This window comes from Zhongshania aquimaris (assembly GCF_019312595.1).
GTDB classification, from domain to species: domain Bacteria; phylum Pseudomonadota; class Gammaproteobacteria; order Pseudomonadales; family Spongiibacteraceae; genus Spongiibacter; species Spongiibacter aquimaris.
The window spans coordinates 1,139,428-1,164,279 of the sequence record NZ_JAHWDQ010000001.1; the positions used below are offsets into that span (position 1 = coordinate 1,139,428).

Sequence of the window (24,852 nt, forward strand, 5' to 3'; positions counted from 1 at the left end):
AGTATGCCCTCTCGCGGACAAAGGCGATGAATAAGTTTTTACATTTTATCTTCGAGTCTGAAGTGCCCGACATTGGTGAGCGCTACCGTAAACTTGCGAGTGGCCTAGTTATATTGTTCATTGTCGGCTATAGCATTGGCTTTTTGCAGCTAATGCATCTGGGCCCCTATCTTGGCCCTGGGCTTGGCGACGACGTGAGCTTTCAACCGCTGCTGAATAGCCTGTCTGAATTGCACTCGCAAGCGCCAGCTATGTGGTATGCATTACTCTCTTTACTGAGCTTTACCGTGCTATTCAGAGTCGTCGCCATGCTCGGCGGCTACTTCTTATTCGAGCGTGAAGAAGGCCAGCCCTATCCCATTAAATGGATCGTGGTATTTTTTCTAAGCAATACACTTAGCGCCCTCGCGATTCCCCTTGTACTACTCGCCCTAGGCACACTGTTTTTACTGTCTGGCTTAAGCTTTGATATTGGCTGGCACTGGGTTGAGCACAATGTAAACGTCGCCAACCAGTTCGTTATGACGCATGTGCCCACACTGGTCGATGCCCCGGCGCCGGTGGCGGTATTTTCCATTGCGGTCATCAGCGGCTTTTTTCATTACTGGTTTCACCGCCTGGGCCACACCCAACGTTTCTTGTGGCTGCTATTTCACCGCCCCCATCACATGACACCAGCGCTGATTCAGCCTACTACTATGGCGGTATTTACCGCGCTGCCCTTGTTTATCTTTTTAATACTGCCCTACAACCTGTTATTTGGCGCCTGTACCAAACTGTTTAGCAGCGAACCGCTGTACACCGAGGTCATTATTTTTAATTGTCTTATTTTAATTCCGGAAATATTTGGCCACCAAACTGCGCTCTACCAGATTGGCCGCCGCAGTCGGCTTATTCGCTGGGCGAGCTTTTTCTCTAGCAACGGTGTTTACCACTATATGCACCACTCATCTGAGCCCGAGCACTGTGGTCAAAATGGCACGGTGAATTTGGTGAATATCGGCGGCGGGCCACTCTTTATTTGGGATATTATTTTTGGTACTTACTGCCCGCTGAGCACCAAAACACCCCGCGCTGGTTTAAGCGGCCAGCCCGAGCTACATTTGAACCCCTTGCGACTTACCCTTGCGGGCGTGGCACAGATTGGCAGTGAATTACTGCGTAACCCAAGCTGGCGAGAAAAGTGGCGAATCCTTGTTAGCTCGTCTGCGTACTCACCACCGGTGAGCACCGACTTCGCCGTTAAACACGAAGGCCGTAAGCATACTCAACCGACACCTACGGTAATTAGTTATCGCTACTCATTTAATGCAGGGGCTGCCCCAAGCGCCAACGTAAACGCAGAGCTAATAACAGAGCAGCAGAGCTAAGCCCGGCAAACAAACCAAGCCAAAAACCACTGGGCCCCATGGCTGGCACCATAAGATCGGTGGTTGCCAGCACATAGCCTATCGGCAAACCCACCCCCCAGTAGGCAAATAGCGTTAGCAGCATGGGAATAGTGGTGTCTTCAAAGCCACGTAACACTCCATTGGTTGTCACTTGCACGGCGTCAGACACTTGGTATAGCGCTGCGAAAAGCAACAAATAGCTCGCAAGTGCGATGACTTGGGCATTATCGGTATAAATTAAGGGAATCCAATTACGGAAGGCGACGAGCAAAGTCACCATGAGCACGCCGATGACGACAGTAATTTTAAACGCCACCAAAATAGCGATGCGTAAACCAGGCTCATCCTGGCGTCCACGGGCATGACCCACACGGGTCGTTGCTGCCAATGCAAAACTCAGCGGCAACATAAAGACCAGCGACGTAAAATTAAGTGCGAGCTGGTGACCGGCAACAATCACCGCGCCGGATTGGCTAATTAGCAGAGCGATGATACAAAATACGCTCACTTCGAAGAAAATGGTCAAACCCACCGGCAGCCCCAACTTTACTAAATAGAACGCCGTTTTAGGCTCCCAGTGCCAGGGAAGGAATGTTAACCGCGCGCTGCGATAAGCCCGATGCCGATGCACATATATCACCATCAATATCGCCATAATCCACATCACGATGGCCGTGGCCCAACCGCAACCAACACCGCCCATGGCGGGAATTCCGAGTTTGCCGTAGATCAGCACGTAGTTGATGGGAATATTGGCCAATAAGCCAATCACACTGATGAGTAAGACAGGCCGAGTGTGGCTCATGGCCTCGGTGTAGCTGCGCAGCCCAAGCACTATTGCGATGGCTGGCATTCCCCAGCTCAAGCCAAATAAGTAATCGACCACCATGGGGCGAATCGCGGGGTCGACATCCATCCACCGCAACAAGGGCTCGGTATTGCAGAGTACCAACACCGACAACAGGCCAATTGTCAGCGCAACGGCTAGCACTTGATGAACGAGAGGGTTGATACGTTCGAGCTGATTGGCGCCAACATGGCGCGCCAAGACCGAGGTCGCGCTCATTAGCATGCCGGTCATAAACAGAAACACCGGCACCCAGATACTGGCGCCCACCGCCACTGCAGCAAGATCTAGTGCCGACACCCGACCCGACATGACGGTATCGACAAAACCGTTTGCAGATTGCGCCAGCTGGCCACCAAAAATCGGCAGCGCCAATTTAAGCTGAGTTCGCAATTCCTGACGATTTGTAACAGACATGGGTTTACCGGCGCAAAAAACCGCCACACTCTAGCTCAGCTGGGACTGTCTCGCAAATGATTCAGGCATTAAAAAAGGAAGCCGAAGCTTCCTTTTTTGCTACACAGTGACGAACAAAACCGCGTTACGCCATATTATTAATTTCTACGACAGGATCGACATCGGCGTCGTAATCCACACCGTCAATCTCAAACCCAAATAAACGCAGGAATTCACGCTTGTAGCCCGCAAAATCCGTGGTGGCCAGCAGGTTCTCGGTGGTTACGTCATCCCACATTTGCGCAACAGCGGCTTGAATTTCAGGGCGCATTTCTAAACCATCAGCGCGCAAGCGGCCTTCTTCGTCTTTAATCGGCGCGTCACCGTAGAGGCTATTTTTGAATAGGCCGTAAACCTGTTCAATACAGCCTTCGTGGCTGCCGTCTGCCTTCATCGCTTTGAACAACAAGGCCAAATAAAGCGGCATAACCGGAATCGCCGAGCTGGCCTGTGTTACCACTGCTTTTAAAACTGAAACGCGAGCATCACCACCGGTGCGGGCCAGCTTTTCACGGATATTAATTACGCGTTTATCCAAATCCTTTTTAGCCGCGCCAATCGTACCGTGCCAGTAGATATCCCAGGTTAGCTTGTCACCAAGGTAGGTGTAGGCCGTGGTTTTAGCGCCATCAGCCAGCACGCCAGCCTCGTCTAGGGCATCTATCCACATCTGCCAGTCTTCGCCACCCATGACCGCCACGGTGTTGTTAATCTCGTCTTCATTCGCAGCGACGAGAGTGAAATTTTCGATGGTTTCTTTGTCGGTATTCACGCCGCGCTGAGTAACATCTTTACCGATAGGCTTAAGGGTCGAATTAAACACCTCGCCGGTTTTCGGGTGCTGACGACGTGGCGACGCCAAGCTGTATACCACTAAATCCACCTGCCCTAAATCGGCTTTAATCTCGGCAATGGTTTTTTCTTTGATTGCATCAGAAAACGCATCACCGTTAATGCTTTTGGCGTAAATGCCTTCGGCTTCAGCAAATTTATGGAATGCCGCAGAGTTATACCAGCCCGCTGTTCCGGGTTTCTTTTCGGTACCTTCCTTCTCAAAGAAAATACCCAAGGTTGAGGCGCCAGCACCAAAGGCCGCACTGATACGCGAAGCCAAACCGTAACCGGTGGACGCACCGATCACTAGCACCCGCTTGGGGCCATTTGGAATAGGGCCCTGGGCTTTAACGTAGTCAATTTGTTGACCGACATTGGCCTCACAACCCACTGGATGGGTTGTGACACACATAAATCCGCGCACACGAGGCTTGATGATCATAGGGAATCCCTGCTCCGATTAAATTACGAGTATTTTAAAGACAGGCATTATAACCACCCTAGCCTGTTGGCACTAATACTCAGCGTCAACATTCCTTTCGACTAATATAGGTATCTCGCTACAGCGCCGAATACAACATAATCCATTTAACGGATGCTATGCCGCTGTGTATTAAAATAAGATTAACCACAATACGGTCTATAACCATAAATATAACCGCAAACTAGCAATAGCCCTCCCGTTAACGCTGCCTGCAATGCAACACACAGGCTTTGTGCTAATGCTGAAATACTGTCTATTTACTAAGGTTCACCATGAGTCAAACCAATAAAACCATCGCGACCGCACCGCGTAACAGCAAATCCATCAGCCACTGGGACATCGACACCGATGTGGCCATCATCGGATTTGGTGGCGCCGGCGCCTCTGCCGCCATTGAAGCCGCAGATGCGGGCAGCAAGGTTTGTATTTTTGAACTGGCCAGCGCCAGCGGTGGCTCTACCGCGCTTTCAAGTGCAGAGATCTATATGGGCGGCAATGGCGGCACGCCTGTGCAAAAAGCCTGCGGCTACCACGACGACACCGAGAACATGGTGAATTACCTGAAAGCCTGTTTTGGCAATCAGGCCGATGACGAAAAAATTCGCCACTACTGCGAAAACAGCATCGGTCACTATAATTGGCTGACGGGACATGGCGTGCCCTTCAAATTAAGCGAGCTAAAAGAGCGCGCGATCATGGCACTCACCGACGACTGCTTACTGTTCACTGGCAATGAAAAGGCCTACCCCTTTACCGAACATGCCACCCCGGTTCCCCGTGGTCACAATTTAGAGGTAGAGGGCGACAACGGCGGCCCGCTACTTATGAAAATTCTGACCGAGGCAGTCACTGCCCGCGCGGTCGACGTGCACTACGACAGCCGCGCACTCACACTTATCGTCAATGACGACGGCGACGTTGAAGGTGTAGTTGTCAGAATTGATCAACAGGAAAAAACGGTTCGCGCGCGCAAAGGCGTTATTTTATGCGCTGGCGGTTTCTGCATGAATGAAGACATGGTTAAGAAATACGCGCCGACTTTTGACTGCGGACTGATACCCATTGGTAATCCAGGCGACACTGGCAGCGGCATTCTCATGGGCTTGGGTGTTGGTGCGGGCACCAGCAATATGCATGAATGCTTTGTCAGCCTGCCGTATTATCCACCGGCCTCGCTGACCTACGGCATTCTGGTAAACGACAAAGCCCAGCGCTTCATCAACGAAGATTGCTACCACGGCCGAGTTGGCTACAACGCCCTTATTGCCCAGCGCAATTCGTCGCGGATTTACTTTATTACCGACGTAGAAGGCTATGGCGACTACGAAAAAATGAGCTACCTGGGCGCCACCGTTGCCGGCACCGGTGACAGTATTGCCGAGTTAGAACAAGAATTAGATTTACCTGAAGCTAGCTTGCAACACACCGTCAACACTTATAACAAGCACGCTGAAACTGGCACGGACCCCTACTTTCATAAACACGAAGCCTGGCTTAGACCCATCAAGCCACCCTATGTCGCACTGGACTGCACACTAGGTCGCGGGCCATTTTACCCCTTCTTTACCCTGGGCGGATTAGACACACTTCCCACTGGAGAAGTGCTTACCCCTGAGCGCAATGTGATAAAAGGCCTATTTGCTGCCGGCCGCACGACCGCCGGGATTCCGCGCACAGCTGCGGGCTACGCCAGTGGTATGTCCGTTGGGGATGTAACCTACTTTGGGCGCATGGCCGGCAAAGCCGCTGCGCTTTCCTGAGAGAACACTATTCGCTATTTTTAAAAATTATTATTTTTATTATAAAAAAGCCCGCGCTTGCGCACGGGCTTTTTATGCAAGCACAATAACGATTACAGAATGTCACCCAAGTTTAACAATTGAGTTTCACCATTGCTGTCGTCAACGCCGTCATTGTCGTTGACCATCAGCACATCGCCATTTTTCAGCAAGGCAATACCTTCAATTTTCTCCGTAACCAGTCCACCTGTTGCCAACATATCTGGCAGCACGTCGCGCACCAAGGTTTTCGTCACGGTCGCACCATCGACCAAGCCAGTCGTATCAAACTTATACAAACGTTTGATTGCTGCATCTGGGCCGCCTTGATTATCACGCTCAATAACCAAAAACTCGCCGTTGCCAATTGAGGTAATTTCAGACAATCCTACCCAACCACCGTTTTGCGATTCTGGCGCATCTAGCACGTAAAACAGGAATGACCACGTTGCGTTTGCAATATCGTAAACGCCGACTCGAACATTGGCTTCACCCTGCCAAGCGCGCTGGAAGGCAACATAGAGTTTACCCTGGTATTCAGCAACACCCTCAAAACCGTTATTGCGCTGAATGGCGTTTACCGCGTCAGGTAATGTTACAGCTTGGGTAACAACACCGTTTGCGTCGGTCTTCACAAGTAGATTCATGCTGTCGACAGGACCATCAACCGCGTGACCAGAGCCTTCAGAGGCAATCCAGAAGCTGCCATCGGCAAGCTTAGCAATACCTTCAGGATCTATATTCACGGTATTGTCGGCATTGACTGCATCTGCGTCTAACACACCCGCTGGTAGCGCCGCGAGGATACCATTGCCATCAGTGATGCGTGTTTCTTTGGTGACAATCGCTGGCTTCTCACTTACGTCCAAGGTGAAGATACGATTCTTTTTATAGTAGCTATCGTCAACCGCGTAAATAAGATTGCTATTGCTTGGGTCAGCGGATAAACCTGATAAGGCGCTCCACGGAATTGGCGAACCGTCTAAACGATCATTTGAAATCACCGTTGGGTATGCTGCCGACGCGAAGCCATACTGATAGATATTCAATGACGAACGCATAACATCGTCACGACTATCTTCTTCGCTCGCCACCACCAATAAATTGCGTGACGGAATCGCCAAGGCACCTTCCGGTCCGACGGCGGCAGGCAGTAACTGCTTAAACACTGGCTTAGTAAAATCCGCCACATCGTAAACAAACACCACGCTCGAGCGCTCAGAGTTTACAAATAAATAGCGCTCACTACCGAACACAGCAAACTCCGCGTTTTCTGGCTCGTTACCTTTGTTTTCTGAACGAGATTCAGGATAGTGGCCATAGCGCACGGTTAGTTGATCAAGGGTGTTGCCGGCGTCATAAATGACATCTCCGGCGGTATTAAACACGGTAAAACCACGGCTACCACCGTCTAAGTCACCTTCATTGGCAGTCACAAAGTACTCAGTCGACAACCAGCTAAGTCCGTCTGGTTCGCGCAACACACCATCCAGCGATTCGCTTTGATCGATCAGGTCATCTTCGTTTGCATCAATACCAATTAGATCAACAGTGCCGGCGCTGAAGTGATTTACGATGCTACCGTCAGCCAAATTCACGAGCACAATATGATTATTTTCTTGCAGCGAAACCGCCGCGATATTGTCTGAATTGATATCGACAAATTCAGGCTCTGGATCCGTTGGGTATAGGTCAGCCAAACCGGTCAATGCAACGGTCTGCGTGGTCCATGCCGCAGGTTCACCGGTCAAATTAACTATCACGATATAACCTGCAGGCAGCTGCGGTGGTACGCCGTCGCCGAGATCTTCGTCACGCTCATTTTCAATAACGACAACCGCATAGTTCCCGTCTGGGCTGACCGCGACTGAGTCTGGCTGACCGCCAACATCGATACTGCGAATAGTGCTGCGGCTTGCAATATCAACCACGTCTAAGCTGCCAGACACATTGATAAAGTCTTGTGCGGTATTGACACCAACCAAGGCATAACCGTCTTTTACAGCAACCGATGTAGGCTCGCCGGCAAGGCCCAAAACGCCAAGCACAGAAGGTTTAGATGGGTCCGCAATATCGACAAAGCCAATACGCTCTGCTGGGCTATCGGTGTAGATTAAAGTCATGCCATCAGCACTGGCTGCCACAATTTCAGCTGCAGTGGTGTCGTCAGAGTCGCAGCTAGTATCGTCTTGCAAGCACACCGGGATGGCCGCAATACGATTAAAGTTTTTAGCCTCATTCAATACTGTTGGTGCGCAAATATACGAGGTGTCGGTCACTTCGCTGTCAGACAGACTATCGTCCGCATTGCTATCGCGGCCTGACTCAATCATCACGCCGCCACTGAAGCAGTGCTCATTGCCGACGTGTAAATTAGTTTGCCGAATCAAACTGTTTAAGCCATTGCTGCCATCCGCCCCACTACTGCCGGGACTGCCATTATTTCCCGCAACACCATCCTGACCGTTAACACCATCACGTCCATCATCGCCCCCACAGGCAACGAGAAACAAAGGGGTGGCGAGAGCAATGCCCCACGCCAAAGCTGTCTTTTTAAATTGCATCTTTCCTCCAAGAATGACATGCGAAATATTAATTGCACGAGATTACCGAGGGATTGCGACAAAACGCTGACACTTATATGACAGAAAAGTGGAGTTTATATGACAACAAATTTTAGGTGGGATGAATTAAGAGAAAATAAAATAGATCGCGTGAAAAGCGCAAACTCTGGCGCAATAGCGCGCCAGAGTCGTGAGGTTTTAGTCTTGGTAAGCACTAATATGTTTAGCCGCTTGATAGGCAAAGGTCATTGCCGGTCCCAAGGTAGCGCCGGGGCCAGGATAAGTCGGTAAAACCGCTGCACTGCAATTACCCACCGCATACAAACCGGCAATCGGATTGCCATCTTCTTTTAACACCTGTGCGTTGGCATTCGTCGCTAAACCACCTTGGGTGCCAAAGTCCCCCGCCTCTAAACGCATTGCATAAAAGGGGGCTTCATCAATTGCACCAAGGCACGGGTTGGGTTCGAAACGCGGATCACCATAGTAGCGATCATAAGCAGAATCACCGCGTTGAAAATCTTCGTCCTTGCCGGTTTTTGCGTAGGCGTTCATTTTGCTTACGGTGCGCTCTAAATTATCTGCATCTATTCCTAGCTGCTCGGCCAACTCACGAATGGTTGCCGCCTTACCTACTAGCTTTGTCTCAAACCACTCTTTTGGAATTGTCCAATCCGGCTTCAAGGACGCCGTCATCAATGGCCCCACGATATAGTCTCGACGAAAACGCGCATCGAAAACTTGATACATGGGGGAGCAAGGCGATGCCTCACTGTGCTGCTTATAAAGATCTTTTTGAAATGCCATATAGTTTTGCGATTCATTGGCGAAACGCTCGCCACGCAAGTTGACAATACAAGACCCCGGATACGATTTTTCCATCACACTTAAGCGCGGTGCTGGCTCACCCGGTACTGACACCGTTGTACACCACCACGCTCCGTCCATAAGCCGTGTTGCAGCGCCCAGCGCAATTCCTTGCTGTATCGCGTCGCCAGTATTACCTTCGACTCCGCCGCTCCAATCGGTGCTGGTGGGAGCCGGTAAATACTGCTCACGCATTTGCTGATTGCGCTCAAAGCCACCGGCCGCCAGCACAACACCTTTGCGCGCCTGCACGCGAAGGGGCTTACCATTGCGGATGACAACAGCTCCAACTACTTTGCCGTCCTCGGTAATTAGCTCCTGCATCGGCGAACTCGCCCATATCGGCACATTGCGTTTTTTTAGCGAATACCAAAGCCGCGCCACACCCGCCGCGCCAGTACAGATTTGGCGGCTAAGGCCGTTGCCGCGAAACCACCATCCCAGATCAAAGGCCCAGCGAGCAATGAGTTGCATGGTCAATTTGATCCAGCCAGGGCCTTGAAGCACTAAAAGTGCGGCTTCTACCTGGGTGAAATAAATTTTGCTAAACATCCGCATCATATGGTGGCTTGGACGCAGGCGTTTAACATCGTCACCCAATAGCGACGAATCAAAACGCTCGGGTTCCATTGAGCGGTGGCCAGTGCGCGAGCCGTCTACATTGGTGTAATAATCTGGGTAATGCTCCAGAGTTTCATACCGCACATCGCTGCGCTCATGCAGAAAATTAATCATTTTGGGGCCATTGATTAAATACGCATCCACCATTTCTTCTGGCACCGCGCCAGCCGGGGTTGTGCTGAGCAAATACTGTTTGGCGTCTGCTACGCTATCCTGTGCACCCGCCGCCTTCGCATAACGGTTATTCGGGATCCAAACTCCGCCCCCAGAAGTGGCACTGGTACCACCGATTTTGTCGGATTTTTCCACCACAAGAACGTCGGTTACGCCCATTTCGTAACAGCTTAGTGCGGCGGTCAATGCGCCATTGCCGCTGCCGACCACGAGTACGTCTACGCTTTGATCCCACTTTACTTCAGTCATTATTTTTGTTCCCACAAACTTGATTGGCCTTGATAGGCTCGAACCGCGGCAAAAACCAACAGCCGTAATCTCTCGTAATATACGCTTCAAAGATAGATCATGATAAACCGCTTGCTATATAAGCCCTATCATCCGTCTGTATTAGCTCTATACAATGAAATATATTCACCACTTACCGATTCGAACACGTCACCAATACAATATGGCCAGTAACTATGACCCGCTCTAAAGCCAAATCCGCCCTTGCACCGTCACTTTATCAACGCTACTTAGAGCGCGCGATTATTCAGCACGGCTCCATCGCTGCTGTGGAAGAAAGGCTTCCCCAAGCTCTGAGCCACAAAGCGCTAACCGCTATTAAAGACGACCGCTACTTGGCTGAAATGACCGCCTGCGTGTTTCGAGCCGGTTTTGTGTGGCGGATAATCCAGCTCAAATGGGACGGCTTTGAAACCGTATTCAATCATTTCCTGCCCATTTGGGTCGCCTCGCGCTCGCCTGAAGAGATTGAAGACATGGCGAGTGACACTCGCATTGTGCGCAATCTGACCAAGGTGAAATCAGTGCAGGAAAACGCCCTGTTCATCCTGGATATTCAGCGGGAGTTTGGCTCTTTCGGGCGTTTTATCGCCGATTGGCCAGAGGACAACATTGTCGGCTTGTGGGCTTACCTTAAAAAGCACGGCAATCGCCTCGGCGGCAATTCAGGACAGTATTTTTTACGGTTTATGGGCAAGGACACCTTTGTTCTCAGCAGAGATGTTTGCACCGCATTATGCGCTGAAGGTATTGTCGACAAAACCCAGATTAGCAGTCAGCGCGACCTAGCCGCAGTGCAAAAGGCGTTTAATGAAATGCGTGCTGAAAGCGGCCGCTCTCTGTGCGAACTGAGCATGATATTAGCGCTATCGATTGGGCCGGCCTAAGCTTGCCGCCGTTGGTTTTTTCATTCTACTGTCATATTTCGCTGGCATTATGACACTACAACTAAGCCGCAACTGACGAGCCAGCCACGTGATGCACGCTCTTAGCGCTGACAACAGCCTGAATATCCAAAGTATTATTTATCGACGTGACATCGTTAGCGTATACCAAGCCATTGTCGATACCACTGACATGAGCATCCTCGCCTATGAGGCATTGTGTCGCGGACCTGCAGGGCCAATGCAAAGCCCTCTCCAGCTGTTTGAGCATGCCCAGCACTGCGAAATGATGACAGACCTTGAATTTCTGTGCTGGAACATTGCCTGCAGCGCATTTGATGCTGGAGCAGAGCAACGCCTATTTCTCAATATTCATCCCTCGACATTGCTAGACCCACGTTGCCAATCCGAGCTGATGCGCAGCATTCAGGCCAACCCCAAACTAAGCCCAAGCAATATTGTGCTAGAACTGTGCGAACGTCAGGCAATAGCGGATTTCGACGCGTTTCGCGCTGTACTAGCACCCTACCGCGACGCCGGATTTGGCATTGCAATAGACGACTTAGGTGCGGCCTACTGCGGTTTACAGCGCTGGCTCGAACTCAAACCCGATTATATAAAAATTGACCGTCACTTTGCTCAAGACATCCATCGCGATGCTTACAAAGCGCAATTTATGCAGGGCTTGCTAGCACTTGCCGCCACAACAAATGCCAAAATTATTGTTGAGGGTATTGAGCTCCGTGAGGAAGCTGAAGCGCTCCACAATATGGGCATTCGGCTTATGCAGGGATATTACTTTCACCGCCCCGGCACCGCGATTGGCAATACCGTGACACGCAATGGCTTTCACTCTTCAACCAAATCTGAACGAGCAGTCAAACCCGCTACTGGCACTATTTCAACACTCATCAGCCCCAGCCAGGCGTTTGATATCAACACTCGCCTAGATCGCGTCATCGATTTGTTTCATAACAATACCCATCTCAACGCCATACCACTCATAGACGAAAGCGGCAGCGCGATGGGCATGATCACCCGTCATCAGGCGCTTGATGTTTACACTCGGGAGTTTGGTCGGGAATTAAACAGCCGCAAACCGGTAAAGCATTTTATGGACAGTGCGCCACTTATCGTTGACGCCTCCACGAGCCTCGAAGCCGCCAGTTACAAAATAACCAACAGTGACCGCGAGGATCTCATTCAAGAGTTCATTATCAGTGAACAGGGTCGCTATCTCGGCGTAGTCAAAACAGTGGACTTACTACGCAAGATTACCGAGCAACAAATACTTAGCGCCCGCCACGCAAACCCGCTCACGCTGCTGCCTGGCAATGTTCCCATCAACGATACCATCTCTAATTTATTGCAACAGCACGCCGATTTCTGGGTAGCGTATTGCGATATAAACCATTTTAAAGCGTTTAATGATGCCTATGGCTACAGCCAGGGAGACAGCGCTATCAAGGCTCTTGCCACTGTCATACAGTCTCACTGCAATGCCAGCTCAGACTTTGTCGGTCACGTCGGTGGGGATGACTTTATTATCGTATTCCGCTCAGCTGTTGTTGAACCCAAATGCGAAAGGATTTGCGCCGACTTTGAGCAAGCGGTATTAAACCTGTATGACGATGATGCGCTCAGAGAAGGCGGAATAATCAGTCAAGACCGAAAGGGGAACGCCACTTTTTACGCGACCATGACCCTTTCTATTGGGCTGGTTCACCCTGACCCGATGTTAGTGAGCTCCGCACATGCGGTGAGCGCACTGGCCAGTGATGCAAAAAAAGCAGCTAAAAAACTTGCTGGCGGCGGTGTCTATACTTCCCGCCGACAGCATTGATCAGACATTAAACAGTTAATGACCGTGAGCAACCACACCTACCTGCGGCATATTGGCCAGACCAATATCTCTAGCGTGCTCTTCAAAGTCCTTATTTTTCCAGAAGAATGCACCTGGCATAGTCGTCGGAATAACCAGTACATAAAACAGCGCACGACCAATAATTGCTGTCACCACCGCCGCGACACAAACCAGCGATGCAGCAGCCAAGGTCAGCACACTGGGTGCCAAAGTCAGCAGCAGTAACGCCACGCTGACATTCGCCAACAAGACGATATTGCGCAGCACATAGCTTTTACCAAATACGGTGCACTGAATGTAATGGGATACGCTGCCTTCATTATTTGCCGCATCCATCGCGACCGCATGACGCCATAAACCAAAGGCTTCGAGTCCACAACCGATGACAACACCAGCAAGCGCCAAGGAAAAAATCTGGGTGACATTGCCACCGAGCAGAATAAACGTCGGCACGCCAATTAAACCGACAAGCACACTTCCCAACGTTAAGGCTGTGCCAAAAAATGACGTTGCTGTTTGCCAGTGATTCCAAAACGGCCGTGCCGGTATACGATAACAACGATACATATAATATAGCCCCACTCCACCCGCGATGAGCGCCAGGTACCCGCTCACTGTCGCAAACATATCGAAACGTCCCCACTCACCCAGCAGCTCAATAAATACTGTGTTGGCTGGTAGCATCGCCAATAAATGTAGGCCGGCGAAAACCATATAGAGCAACATGCCTAAGCCTTCTCGGCATACCGGCGAGTGACGCAGATTGTTAAAGCCGCGATAGAAGCGCCAAGGCTTCCCTAAATGGGTTGCCGACATGAGCATGCCGAGACCGGCGAGGCCGACCGTGACGGCCACTAGCGGAACGTACACAACAGACTCACGCAGCGCCACTAAGCTATTAATACCAAACTGGGCTCCGAAAAACGCAATCAGGAAAGCACCCAGCGACGTCTGGCTAACCAAGGTAAATATAACGAGAGGATTTTCACGCGAACTCAATTTCGCAAAGCTCCACTTCCGCTCCACCCCTTTTTTCTGGTCAACCACCGGACGATACTGGCCGTCTTCACCCTTGTGGTATTTGACTGACATGCCATCGGTGCGCGTGACCTCATCGGGCATATTTTTAATTTGCTGAAAGCGAATATTGGGATGGGTAATTTCGGGATCAGGAAAACCCGGAATACTGGTTTTACCCTGCTCGCGATTTTCGGGCAAATCATCAACCACACCAAAATTCAGGGCATTCCCCAAACAGGCCGATACACAGGCCGGTTTTAAATTCACTTCGAGGCGGTCAACACACATATTGCACTTGGAAACCTGACCTTTAATGGGGTCGAGCTGCGGCGCATTGTAGGGACAAACCCAGGTGCAATAGCCACAACCAAAACAGGTTTCTGGGTCTTGTAATACCGCACCGTATTCTACGTGCTTGGTGTAAGCGCGGGTTGGGCAACCTTTTAGACAGACTGGGTCATCGCAATGGTTGCACGCCATTGAGATATTCATACGTTTGAAATCCGGGTAAGTGCCGCCTTCGACATAACCAACAGAGCGGAAACTTATATGGGCGGGGTTGTCGTTTTTTTCACTGCAGGCAGCCTCGCAAGCATGACAGCCTATGCAATTGTCGGCGGTAAAATGAAAGGCATGCTGCTTATTGCGATTGGGATTAGCACCCACGCCGGGCTCTTCATTGATGAACATTTCCCGGCCAGCCGGCAGTGCACCGCCAGTGCGGGCGATCAGATCAATTGGCGCCTCGTAATAATTTACTTCTGGCGCGGTCGACTCTTTGAGAAAAGCATATCCCGGTTCGTCGTCTCTTACTTTCCACATAATTACTGCCCTTGATCGGGTTGCTGAACATCACAATCAACAACCACTAAAAACCTAAATTCGCGATTTACTGTGAGAAGGCCTGTTGGCCTGCGGCCGCAACAAGTCACCTCGAATCAATAAGCCCGACGCTCGACATTTAATCGACCCGCTTCCTTTTGATCTATTTGCTCAATGCGCACCGCGCATTGCTTAAACGCAGGCTGGCGCGAATAGGGGTCGAGTAAGCCCAGCGATAGACGGTTCACGCAATCGTGATAGTGCATGGGAATGAATACCATATTGTGTGGCACTCGCTGGGTAAGCTGGACCATCACAACCGCATCGCCGCGTTTCGACACCAAGCGCACATAGCTCTGATGTTTTACACCTTGCTCGCGCGCGGAGTCAGGGTTCATCTCCATATAAGGTGTGGGGCTAAATTTATTTAAATTACCTATTTTCCCCGTCTTGGTACGGGTGTGAAAATGCTCAACAACCCGCCCGCTGTTTAACCAAAATGGGTAACTTTCGCTGGGCACTTCGTTGTCTTCGACATAATCCATGGCAAGCAAGTTCGCCTTGCCGTTAGGCGTTGGATATACACCGTCACTGTAGAGCCGAGGACTGCCAGTCTCGTCTCCCTCGCGCATAGGCCATTGAATTCCGCGCTGAGCTTCAATCAAATCGTGGCTCATGCCCGATATATCTAAATTACGCTTAGCGCCCTTCGACAGCATCTTCATTTCGTCAAATATATCAGACGTGGTTTCCGGAAACGTCATTGCCCGGCCACGCTCAAAGCGCTTAGCTAATTCACTAAATACCCAGTGATCGGGTTTCGCTTGCCCCGGCGGCTCGACAAATTTGCGGACTAGGTTCACCCGACGCTCGGTATTAGTTTGCACACCTTCTTTTTCGCCCCAAAGTGCACCGGGTAAATATACGTGAGCAAAATTTACCGTTTCGCAGTCTTTGTATCCGTCTTGCACCACCATAAACTCGAGTTTTTCCAAGGCCTTTTTTATGCGCGGCTGATTGGGCATGGAGGTAAGCGGATTAGTAGCCACAATCCACAGCGCTTTAATTTCGCCGGACTCGATGGCAGGGAAAATATCGGTCTGCTGCAAACCGCGCTTGGCGGGGAAGAAGTCCGCATCAACTCCCCAAAACTTAGCAACCTCGTCGCGATGCTCTTGCTTTTCGAGCATGCGATACCCTGGCAAGCCCGAACACGAAGACCATTCGCGGGTACCCATGGCATTGCATTGACCGGTAATCGACAAGCTAGTGCCACCAGGGATACCAATGTTTCCGGTGATTAGGTTTAAATTGTTTATGCCGCACACCCCATCTGTCCCGTGGGTGCTCTGGTTAATTCCCATCGTCCAAATACTCATGGCAGATGGCGCTTTTGCGTAGATACGCGCGACATTTTTGATCATGTCAGCGTCAATACCGCAAATCCGCGACGCGGTAACGGGGTCGTATTTCGCGACGATCGCCTTTAATTCTTCAAACCCATTACAGTGAGCTTCAATATAAGCTTGGTCTTGCAGGTCTTCCGCTAAAATCACGTGCGCAAGCGCGTTCAATAGAACTAAATCAGTACCCGGTGTTATCGGCAGATGTATATCTGCAAACTGGGCAAACATCGTGACCCGTGGATCAACAACGATTAATGGGAACTTGCGCTTTTCCAAGGCCTCTTTAAGACGCCAATAAATGATTGGATGCTGCTCTGGCAAGTTTGAGCCAAAGGCCATAAGACAGTGGGTACTTTCAAAATCGTCATAGCAACCCGGTGGACCGTCTGCACCGAAGGAGCGTTTATATCCAGATACAGCCGACGCCATACACAAGGTGGTGTTGCCATCGTAGTTATTGGTGCCTATGACACCACGCACTAATTTACCCAAGGTGTAAAACTCTTCGGTCAATAACTGCCCCGTCGATACTACCGCGATGCTGTCACGCCCATATTTTTCTTGAATACGGATAAATTCCGCCGCTGTTTTATCCAGCGCGGCATCCCAACTGCTTGCTTGGAAATTATCATAAATTTTATTGCGCATCAGCGGCTCAGTGCCACGCCCAGCAGTGCCACTCAACTCATGCTCAAAAATACCTTTAATGCACAATTTTCCCTGATTAACAGGTGCATTGCCCTTGCCACGGCTAGCAACTGGTTTACCTTCAGCATTCAAACCCACCTCGATTGAACAGCCTGTAGAGCAATAGCCGCAGACTGCGTATTTCCAGTCCACGACTTTTTTATCCGTAATTGTGATTGGCTTACGATTTTTCCGGCCAAATATCATTTAACTCTCCCCGTCACTCCATCGCACCAATCTGAAGCACCCCATTAGCAGCAGGCTATTATCAAGTGCACCATAATGGTGAAAAACACCAATTTGTGGCCTTTAGACTTTCAGATCTACAAGATCCATGCCATATGAGTAAACCTCACAATAAATGGGCAAATATGCGAGAAAAGACCGTATGGACAAAGCGATTTTGAGACTAGGCAGGAGAGGTATTTAACGGGGACGAAACAAAAAAGGGGCCCGAAGGCCCCTTTCTACTGACTCACTTAGTGAATCAAACTTTACTCAACAACTTCTACCGGCACAACCGCAATAACACGGCGGTTAGAAAGACGACCAGCTGCTGTTTTGTTATCAGCAATTGGACGCTCTTCACCGTAGCCCACTGCACTTATACGGCTTGCAGCAATTCCGTAGTCACGGATCAACGCATTCCGAACAGCATCAGCACGGCGCTGAGATAGCTGCTTGTTATAAGCTGCTGCACCAGTGCTATCAGCATGCCCCTCAACCACAGTTGCGGTGCTATCATACTTATTCATAAAGTCAGCAACTTTCTTCAACTCACCCGCGTAGGCAGGAGGAATTGCGTCAGAGTCATGAGCAAAATTGATTTCTAAGCGGATAGTCTCGGTTTGCTTGAGAACATACTTACAACCAAACTTGTCGACTTGACGACCAGCTGGCGTATTCGGACACTTGTCACGGTAGTTCGGCACGCCGTCACCGTCTTGATCAAGCGCACAACCCCTGGCATCAACAGCAACACCCGCTGGCGTGCCTGGGCACTGATCTACACCATCTTCAACGCCATCGCCGTCTGAATCACCAACAACTGGAGCTGGAGCTGGAGCCGGCGCTGAAGTGCCACCAAAAGCGTAGCTTAAACCAACAGACAAAATGCCATCAGCAGTTTCATTGTCAGTACCATAGATGTAACGAGCATCGGTACGAACTGACCAAGCGTCATCTAAAGCGTAGCGGAAACCACCACCAGCATTTAATTGAGTTTGATCACCGTATCCACCAGTAGCTGGATTAGAGTGCACTTCGCCAATACCGCCGGCCAAGTATGGTGTTACCTTTGATGCGCTGCTGAAATAACGCAACACATCAACGCTAGCACCTAAGACTTCTTGGTCAAGGTTAGGGTTGCCACGGTAATGCTCAGCATCGCTGTAAAAAGCGCGAAGCTCCATACCCCAATCTTTATTAAACTTACGCTCAGCGCCAAGCAGAGCCGCTGCTTCTGGATCAAGATCACGAGTATTATCAAATACCATGTAGCCCACTGCTGGGTTTATATACCACTTGCCATCTTCACCGGCAGTTGCCAATGTCGGACAAATTACTGCAGCAATTGCAGCGCCTAATAGGACTTTACGCATAATTCTCCCCCTAATTTTTTTAAACTTCCCTTCGCTATGCCGTGTAAGCACGCCATAACTTCAGAATAACACGAGCGACACCGCTTGCACGCCTGATTTTGTGTAATTTTACCAAGCCAATCCGTAATTCCACTTAACGAAGATGTAAAAACGTTTTTGCAAGGATATCAGTCGCTAAGAGGCGTAAAACTCATGTGAGTTCCCTCTTGTCTGCTAAAAGTAGCCGTATTTACACTTATTCACAATATTATTGACAAATTTCACCAATTCATTGCCTTCTTCACAAAGGGAATCGTCAACTTTCGCTGCTCTACCAAGCTTAATTGATCCAGCACATTTAATAGATCAAATAAACTCTTCGCATCTCGCTGGCAGCGTGTATATATGTACTCCGCCACCGCGTCGGACACCACAATGCCGCGTATTTTGGCCTTGAATTGCAAAGCAGCCATACGCTCAGCCTCATCCAACTCAGACAAACGGTAGCTACTTAAACTCTGCAGGCGCGATTTTAAGTCGGGTAATTCAATCTGCAGTTGGGCGTGTGCAAGCGAGGATGACACCAACAGACATGCGTCTGTGGCTAACATTTTGTTGTAGCAATTAAAAACTGCGCGCTCCCAGTTTTCGCGGCCCGCGATAAGCTGTACGTCATCGAAACACAGCAAATCTAAAAACTCTGCCCCCTCAAGTAATGCCTCGGGATCAAAGTCGAGTAACTCTGCAATAGGAATATAGCGCGCATACCGTCCAGCCGCCTCAGTCAAATGGCAGCAGGCTTGCAAAAGATGGCTTCGGCCGCCGCTACCGAAAAGGTATATCCACTTCTCGCCCCGGCCCTGCGCTTGTTCTGCAAGCTGATTGACTAAAAGACGATGACGTTCCGGCGTATAAAAATTCTCGAAGGTCGCTTCGGTATCAAGCTTTAGCGCCAAGGGCAGTTGCGGACTGGTCATTATTCCACATCATCCGATGCTGCCATGCTATGTTTCTCGTCGTAAAACTCACTATCTTTATAATAGTCGTGAAGATGATTGATCATAACCTTTACGACTGCTGCTACGGGTAGCGCGAGCAATATGCCGACAAAACCAAATAGTTGTCCGCCCGCCAAAATAGCAAAAATAACAACAACCGGATGCAGGCCTATTTTGTCACCTACCAGCATTGGCGTAAGCACCATTGACTCAAGCGCTTGGCCTAGGCCAAACACAGCGGCGACGCCAACCATTGGCCACAGGCTGTCAAATTGAAAAAATGCCGCTAACCCCGCTGCAGAAATTCCGACAATGACACCCAGATACGGCACGATACTCGCCAAACCAGCGAGCAGCCCAAGTACGAGGGCGAGCTCAAGCCCCACTATCCAAAGCCCTATGGTATATACCACCGCCAGGGCCAACATCACCAAAAGCTGACCCCGGGCAAACGCACCAAGAATGTCGTCGCACTGCTTTGCAATAATTACCGTGCGTGCCTCTATTGAGCGCGGCAGCAAATTTCGGATGGCCGCCATGAGCACATCCCAATCCCGCAACAAATAAAACGTAACCACTGGCACGAGGGTTACATTGGCGATCCACGTTAACACCGCCATACTGGAGCCACTTACCTTGCCCCATAGATAAAACAGTATGCCGCCCGCACTTTCCCAATTTTCACTCAGGGCATCCTTGGCAGCTTCCATTGGCTTTTTCTGTTCGGGCAAATCGAAATACTGGCGCAAAGCAGGCAAGCCTGTGTGCTGAACCCAGGCAATACCGTCGTAAATACGCTCTATTAACAGCTGCACCTGCTCTATCAGTAGCGGCACAGTAACCAACAACAACAAAGCCGTCACTATAGTGAGTGCGACAAACACAGTCACAACCGCTGTAGTTCGCGCCATTCCGCGCGCCTCAAGCCTATCCGCAATGGGATCCCCCATATATGCGAACACTGCGGCAAGTAAAAACGGCATTAAAATTGGCGCCAGCAAATGCACGGTTAAGACAAATCCGATAACCGTGAGTAAACCCCAAACCGGCTTTGAAATAGAAATCACAAGCCGCGACCCGACCATTGATAATGTCCACGCACTACTCCGGGAAAAGACCCGCTACCCATCGCAGTACTTTCGAGCAACCGTCCATCGAGGCTTAAAAAGCGTTTTACTTTTTCCATATCGTCGTTGAGTACCAGTTCTAAAATTAACTCATCCCTGTCCAACCACACTGTGTTGGCATGCTGAATGACCGCGAGCCCTTCAAGATAAGTCACTAAGCTAGCGTAACCGCTAAAATCCTTAACACCTGAAACATGAATCATCGTGTTCGCGCTGTTGCCAGCGCTAGCCAACACCGAATAAGTCGCCGCTTGCATATCCGCTAAATAATCAATCGGCGCCGCCAAAACCTCAGCCTCACCCGCGCCATCGCTATCAAGTTGAGTCGACTCACTGCCTTGCAATACAGCCCAACTCCCCACCCACTGCCCTGTCGAAAACTGGGACAGGCGACCCATCAAAATAAATGGGGTGGAATAACGGGCAGACGCTGTGCGTACATCCTCAACTGACATTTTCCATAACTGGCCTACGCTCAAATTTGCAGAATCTGCGAGATCAAATAAGGGCATTTGCAGCACCAGCCCCCGGCGATTCGCCTCGGCCTCAAGAGCCATCAACAAGTTTTCACCCGCATCGGCACCGACAAAATGTCGACCATCTATCGTGTCCGCAACTAACCAAACCAATACTGCAGGACGATTCGCCGACCATATCGGCAAGCCTGCCGATTGCAAAGTAGCGTTTACTTGCCGAGGCGAAAAACTCAGGCTCAAGGCCAATTCGTCTTCACCGTCCGCATTTTTATTACGCTGGTAACGGTATTGCGTCATATACGGCTCGGGGTCAGCAAGCGCCGCAGCCACTACTGAGTTATCTCGCAGCTGCTGACGGCCAGAGACCCGGACAAATACCCGCTCCAACGCAATTGCCGCGCCCTGCTTTAACGCATCTCGGGACTGAGACTCTACAATAAGCTGTTCGTCGTACAAATTTCCTACGACTGCCGCGCTAAGCTGCCCAGACAAGGCAATAAAAATTGCAGCGACTGACACCAGCACCCGAATAAATTGCATCACTTTATATACGTCCTTTTCCATGCTGCGATTGGCTATTGTAGCAAGCCACTACGCGGTCGTGGTGTCTAGTGGCAAAAAGTCACCTTTTTGCTGCTGAATTAAACTCCCAATCAAGCTAGAATAGCGCCCTCTTAGAGGACAGCCAAACGATTATGACTGACACCAGTAAGCCAAGCTTAAGTTACAAAGACGCCGGCGTAGACATCGATGCCGGTGACGCGCTAGTAGAACGCATTAAAGATGTTGCGAAACGCACCCGCCGCCCAGAAGTGATGAGCGGACTTGGTGGCTTTGGCGCATTATGCCAAATCCCTACTGGATATAAAGAACCCGTTCTTGTATCCGGCACCGATGGTGTCGGCACCAAATTAAAACTCGCGATGGAAGTTGGCATTCACGACACCATCGGCATCGATCTCGTCGCCATGTGCGTGAATGATCTGCTGGTGACCGGTGCCGAGCCCTTATTTTTCCTAGACTACTATGCTACCGGCGCGCTGAACGTCGATATTGCTGCCAGTGTTGTCGGCGGCATAGGCAATGGTTGCGAACAAGCAGGCTGCGCATTAGTCGGCGGCGAAACTGCCGAAATGCCGGGCATGTACGAAGGCGATGACTACGACCTAGCGGGATTCTGCGTTGGCGTCGTAGAAAAAGCCAATATCATCGACGGTAGCTCTGTGCGAATTGGCGACAAGCTGATTGGTGTTACTTCATCTGGGCCGCACTCCAATGGCTACTCTCTGGTTCGCAAAATTATCGAACACAGTGGCGCCAAGCTAGACCAGCCCTTCGGTGACAGCACCCTTGGCGAAACACTGCTCACACCAACTAAAATTTACATCAAACCGATTCTCCGCGTAATCAAGCAGTACCGTGTTAACGCACTGGCCCACATCACCGGCGGTGGACTGTTAGAGAATATTCCACGCGTATTACCGCGCCATACCAAAGCTGTGATAGACGGAAATAGCTGGGAACGCCCCGCTATCTTCGATTGGTTGCAGGAACAAGGTAATGTCGAATCACGCGAAATGTACCGCACCTTCAACTGTGGTATCGGAATGGTTCTCGCCGTCGCGGAAGACGATGCAGAGCGCGTGATAGACATGCTAAATCAACAGGGCGAGACAGCTATGGTGATAGGCAGTATTGAAGCCGCTGGGGAAGACGAGCCAAAAGTCGTTATAGAAGGCCTGTAATTTCATGCCGTGCAAGCTGGTGATTTTGTTGTCTGGCAGCGGTTCTAATTTGCAGGCATTTATTGACGCCTGCAAAAACCAAAATCTGCCCGATACCGAAATAAGCGCGGTAATTAGCAACAAGGCCGATGCATTCGGCCTTATCCGCGCGAAAGAAGCTGGTATCGCAACAGCCTGTATCGATCACAAGCAATTTGCCAGTCGCGAAGATTTCGACGAGGCCCTGCTGCAAAAAATTGATGAATTTGGCGCCAACCTTATAGTCCTCGCTGGATTTATGCGCATTCTCACCCCGCGCTTTGTTCGTCACTATTTAGGACGGCTAATCAACATCCACCCGTCCCTGCTCCCCAAATACCCGGGGCTACACACCCACCAACGCGCCATAGACGCTGGCGACAAAGAAGCTGGCGCCACCGTGCACTTTGTCACTGAAGAGTTAGACGGCGGGCCGCCAATAATACAGGCAAAAATACCGATATTTGACGGCGATGATGCTGCAACCCTCGCCGATCGCGTATTGTCCAAAGAGCACACGATCTACCCTTTGGCGGCACAGTGGTTTGCCGAAGGACGCTTGAAGTTGCAGAATTCAAAGGCGGTACTTGATGATAAAAACATTCCCGAAAGCGGTATCCTTTTTCAAACGGACTAGCCTAGGCACACTGTTATGTTGCGCCTTAATTAACCAATCGATCGCAAGCGGCGGCATCGCTCTGTATCCCGCGAACACCTCCCCTACCGATGCAACACCTCAAATCCAGTCACTTCAAGCTGTTACACAAAGCAATACAGTCACAGCACCACAAACAAAGGAAATTCTGCCGTACCGCGCTGAATACAAAATCAGCAGCAACAGCCTCACCACAACGGCAACTCGCACACTCAGCAAACAGGGAAATAACTGGTTGCTCTCCCAGCAAGCAAAACTGATGTTTATCAAGGTCGACGAGGAAAGCCTTATCGAAAGCACCAAAGATGGCTTGCGGCCACTGCACTACGAATACTCGAATAATATGAGTAGCAAACAAGACCAACGCATTAATTTTGACTGGGCTAAAAACACCGCCAGCGATAAAAAATACCGCAAACCGTGGTCGTCTAAAGTAAGTACAGACACCTTTGATCAACTTGGCGCGCAGCTAAAAATGCGCGAAGCATTAATCGAAAATCGCCTCGGCAAAAAAATGACCCAAACCGTCGTCAGTCGCGGTAAGCACAAAACCTATACCATCGAAAAAATCGGCGAAGAAACCATAAGCAGCCCCGCAGGAAAATTGCGCACCATCAAATTACTGCGCTCGCGCCCAGGTAGCAGCAGCGAAACGACGATATGGATGGCCAAGGACTGGAATTACCTAATCGTAAGATTAGAGCAGCGCGAAGATGATGAGATTTATTCCTTAGAACTAATCAATGCCAGCCTCAATGGTAAATCCGTAACCGGCTTAAGCCAGTAGTTTTTAACCTGGCTCTCTCCTGCTCGACAGATAATAAGGCTATACAGATCTGCATAATGCCATCCCCGACCAGATCGGGGATCCATGACTCGAACCTTGATTTACAACACGCACCGCAACGTCAAAAGCATTCGCTTATGCTCACACTGGATACTCGGTCGTGGCCGAGTATGACGGCGGGTTTTAATGGATATCAAAGCAATTCCAATTACCGTTATCCCCGACCCCGATCGGGGACCCATAAACCTCGAAATCTAATTTACTCCGCGCTTGGTAAAATTCAAAAGCATTCGCTTGTGCTCACTCTGGATACTCGGTCGTGGCCGAGTATGACGGCGGGTTTTAATGGATATCAAAGCAATTCCAATTACCGTTATCCCCGACCCCGATCGGGGACCCATAAACCTCGAAATCTAATTTACTCCGCGCTTGGTAAAATTCAAAAGCATTCGCTTGTGCTCACTCTGGATACTCGGTCG

Annotated in this window: 17 protein-coding genes; 7 read left to right on the forward strand and 10 right to left on the reverse strand. The window is 50.2% G+C overall.

The genetic code is table 11. The features are described from left to right. Positions 1-26 precede the first annotated feature (26 nt). On the forward strand, positions 27-1,370 hold the full coding sequence (locus KXJ70_RS05195; RefSeq protein WP_219042379.1) for a sterol desaturase family protein: 1,344 nt from the start codon (positions 27-29) through the stop codon (positions 1,368-1,370). Here KXJ70_RS05195 and KXJ70_RS05200 read toward each other — a convergent pair. Further along, positions 1,306-2,655 (reverse strand): MATE family efflux transporter, encoded by a 1,350-nt coding sequence (locus KXJ70_RS05200; RefSeq protein WP_219042380.1) that lies wholly within the window; start codon positions 2,653-2,655, stop codon positions 1,306-1,308. The two genes, KXJ70_RS05195 and KXJ70_RS05200, sit on opposite strands and share 65 nt — an antisense overlap. A gap of 124 nt (positions 2,656-2,779) precedes the next feature. After that, positions 2,780-3,970, reverse strand: a complete 1,191-nt coding sequence (gene fabV / locus KXJ70_RS05205) for an enoyl-ACP reductase FabV (protein WP_219042381.1) — start codon at positions 3,968-3,970, stop codon at positions 2,780-2,782. 314 nt (positions 3,971-4,284) lie between these two features. Here fabV and KXJ70_RS05210 point away from each other — a divergent pair, with 314 nt between their 5' ends. Then, the gene (locus KXJ70_RS05210) at positions 4,285-5,772 is read left to right on the forward strand and encodes an FAD-dependent oxidoreductase (RefSeq protein WP_219042382.1); all 1,488 of its coding nucleotides are present in this window, start codon (positions 4,285-4,287) and stop codon (positions 5,770-5,772) included. Between the two features lie 92 nt (positions 5,773-5,864). On the opposite strand, the gene KXJ70_RS05215 is transcribed toward KXJ70_RS05210, so the two are convergent. Continuing rightward, complete coding sequence (locus KXJ70_RS05215; RefSeq protein ID WP_219042383.1) at positions 5,865-8,354, reverse strand: esterase-like activity of phytase family protein; 2,490 nt, start codon at positions 8,352-8,354, stop codon at positions 5,865-5,867. Positions 8,355-8,552: 198 nt separating this feature from the next. Then, entirely contained in the window at positions 8,553-10,265 is a 1,713-nt protein-coding gene (locus KXJ70_RS05220; RefSeq protein ID WP_219042384.1) for an FAD-binding protein, read from the reverse strand. 215 nt (positions 10,266-10,480) lie between these two features. On the opposite strand from KXJ70_RS05220, the gene KXJ70_RS05225 reads away from it, so the two are divergent. Then, positions 10,481-11,191 carry a DNA-3-methyladenine glycosylase I gene (locus tag KXJ70_RS05225; RefSeq protein WP_219042385.1) on the forward strand — a complete coding sequence of 237 codons (711 nt, stop codon included), beginning with the start codon at positions 10,481-10,483 and terminating at the stop codon, positions 11,189-11,191. Positions 11,192-11,282: 91 nt separating this feature from the next. Further along, the gene (locus KXJ70_RS05230; RefSeq protein ID WP_219042386.1) at positions 11,283-13,031 is read left to right on the forward strand and encodes a bifunctional diguanylate cyclase/phosphodiesterase; all 1,749 of its coding nucleotides are present in this window, start codon (positions 11,283-11,285) and stop codon (positions 13,029-13,031) included. Positions 13,032-13,046: 15 nt separating this feature from the next. On the opposite strand, the gene KXJ70_RS05235 is transcribed toward KXJ70_RS05230, so the two are convergent. The 6 genes from KXJ70_RS05235 to KXJ70_RS05260 form a co-directional block, all read right to left on the reverse strand. Beyond that, positions 13,047-14,894 carry a DmsC/YnfH family molybdoenzyme membrane anchor subunit gene (locus tag KXJ70_RS05235; RefSeq protein ID WP_219042387.1) on the reverse strand — a complete coding sequence of 616 codons (1,848 nt, stop codon included), beginning with the start codon at positions 14,892-14,894 and terminating at the stop codon, positions 13,047-13,049. 116 nt (positions 14,895-15,010) lie between these two features. Next, positions 15,011-17,194 (reverse strand): molybdopterin oxidoreductase family protein, encoded by a 2,184-nt coding sequence (locus tag KXJ70_RS05240; protein WP_219042388.1) that lies wholly within the window; start codon positions 17,192-17,194, stop codon positions 15,011-15,013. 287 nt (positions 17,195-17,481) lie between these two features. Further along, positions 17,482-18,588, reverse strand: coding sequence for an OmpA family protein (locus tag KXJ70_RS05245; protein ID WP_219042389.1), 1,107 nt, complete (start codon positions 18,586-18,588; stop codon positions 17,482-17,484). Positions 18,589-18,848: 260 nt separating this feature from the next. Beyond that, entirely contained in the window at positions 18,849-19,544 is a 696-nt protein-coding gene (gene hda, locus KXJ70_RS05250; RefSeq protein WP_219042390.1) for a DnaA regulatory inactivator Hda, read from the reverse strand. Further along, complete coding sequence (locus tag KXJ70_RS05255; protein ID WP_219042391.1) at positions 19,544-20,632, reverse strand: AI-2E family transporter; 1,089 nt, start codon at positions 20,630-20,632, stop codon at positions 19,544-19,546. The genes hda and KXJ70_RS05255 overlap by 1 nt, the downstream gene beginning before the upstream one ends. Continuing rightward, a complete protein-coding gene (locus KXJ70_RS05260) occupies positions 20,629-21,732 on the reverse strand; it encodes a DUF2066 domain-containing protein (protein ID WP_219042392.1) in 1,104 nt (367 codons plus the stop codon). The genes KXJ70_RS05255 and KXJ70_RS05260 overlap by 4 nt, the downstream gene beginning before the upstream one ends. A 131-nt stretch (positions 21,733-21,863) precedes the next feature. Here KXJ70_RS05260 and purM point away from each other — a divergent pair, with 131 nt between their 5' ends. The 3 genes from purM to KXJ70_RS05275 are packed head-to-tail and all read left to right on the forward strand — an operon-like array spanning position 21,864 to position 24,373. Further along, positions 21,864-22,913, forward strand: a complete 1,050-nt coding sequence (gene purM, locus KXJ70_RS05265) for a phosphoribosylformylglycinamidine cyclo-ligase (protein WP_219042393.1) — start codon at positions 21,864-21,866, stop codon at positions 22,911-22,913. A gap of 4 nt (positions 22,914-22,917) precedes the next feature. Beyond that, positions 22,918-23,568, forward strand: coding sequence for a phosphoribosylglycinamide formyltransferase (purN, locus tag KXJ70_RS05270; RefSeq protein WP_219042394.1), 651 nt, complete (start codon positions 22,918-22,920; stop codon positions 23,566-23,568). Then, positions 23,522-24,373 carry a DUF3108 domain-containing protein gene (locus KXJ70_RS05275; protein WP_219042395.1) on the forward strand — a complete coding sequence of 284 codons (852 nt, stop codon included), beginning with the start codon at positions 23,522-23,524 and terminating at the stop codon, positions 24,371-24,373. The genes purN and KXJ70_RS05275 overlap by 47 nt, the downstream gene beginning before the upstream one ends. Positions 24,374-24,852 lie beyond the last annotated feature (479 nt).

What these genes read in the sequence shown, in the direction of transcription:
- KXJ70_RS05195 (WP_219042379.1), top strand. Translation starts at nt 27, where the DNA reads ATGAATAAGTTTTTACATTTTATCTTCGAGTCTGAAGTGCCCGACATT.
- KXJ70_RS05200 (WP_219042380.1), bottom strand. Translation starts at nt 2,655, where the DNA reads ATGTCTGTTACAAATCGTCAGGAATTGCGAACTCAGCTTAAATTGGCG.
- fabV (WP_219042381.1), bottom strand. Translation starts at nt 3,970, where the DNA reads ATGATCATCAAGCCTCGTGTGCGCGGATTTATGTGTGTCACAACCCAT.
- KXJ70_RS05210 (WP_219042382.1), top strand. Translation starts at nt 4,285, where the DNA reads ATGAGTCAAACCAATAAAACCATCGCGACCGCACCGCGTAACAGCAAA.
- KXJ70_RS05215 (WP_219042383.1), bottom strand. Translation starts at nt 8,354, where the DNA reads ATGCAATTTAAAAAGACAGCTTTGGCGTGGGGCATTGCTCTCGCCACC.
- KXJ70_RS05220 (WP_219042384.1), bottom strand. Translation starts at nt 10,265, where the DNA reads ATGACTGAAGTAAAGTGGGATCAAAGCGTAGACGTACTCGTGGTCGGC.
- KXJ70_RS05225 (WP_219042385.1), top strand. Translation starts at nt 10,481, where the DNA reads ATGACCCGCTCTAAAGCCAAATCCGCCCTTGCACCGTCACTTTATCAA.
- KXJ70_RS05230 (WP_219042386.1), top strand. Translation starts at nt 11,283, where the DNA reads ATGCACGCTCTTAGCGCTGACAACAGCCTGAATATCCAAAGTATTATT.
- KXJ70_RS05235 (WP_219042387.1), bottom strand. Translation starts at nt 14,894, where the DNA reads ATGTGGAAAGTAAGAGACGACGAACCGGGATATGCTTTTCTCAAAGAG.
- KXJ70_RS05240 (WP_219042388.1), bottom strand. Translation starts at nt 17,194, where the DNA reads ATGATATTTGGCCGGAAAAATCGTAAGCCAATCACAATTACGGATAAA.
- KXJ70_RS05245 (WP_219042389.1), bottom strand. Translation starts at nt 18,588, where the DNA reads ATGCGTAAAGTCCTATTAGGCGCTGCAATTGCTGCAGTAATTTGTCCG.
- hda (WP_219042390.1), bottom strand. Translation starts at nt 19,544, where the DNA reads ATGACCAGTCCGCAACTGCCCTTGGCGCTAAAGCTTGATACCGAAGCG.
- KXJ70_RS05260 (WP_219042392.1), bottom strand. Translation starts at nt 21,732, where the DNA reads ATGGAAAAGGACGTATATAAAGTGATGCAATTTATTCGGGTGCTGGTG.
- purM (WP_219042393.1), top strand. Translation starts at nt 21,864, where the DNA reads ATGACTGACACCAGTAAGCCAAGCTTAAGTTACAAAGACGCCGGCGTA.
- purN (WP_219042394.1), top strand. Translation starts at nt 22,918, where the DNA reads ATGCCGTGCAAGCTGGTGATTTTGTTGTCTGGCAGCGGTTCTAATTTG.
- KXJ70_RS05275 (WP_219042395.1), top strand. Translation starts at nt 23,522, where the DNA reads ATGATAAAAACATTCCCGAAAGCGGTATCCTTTTTCAAACGGACTAGC.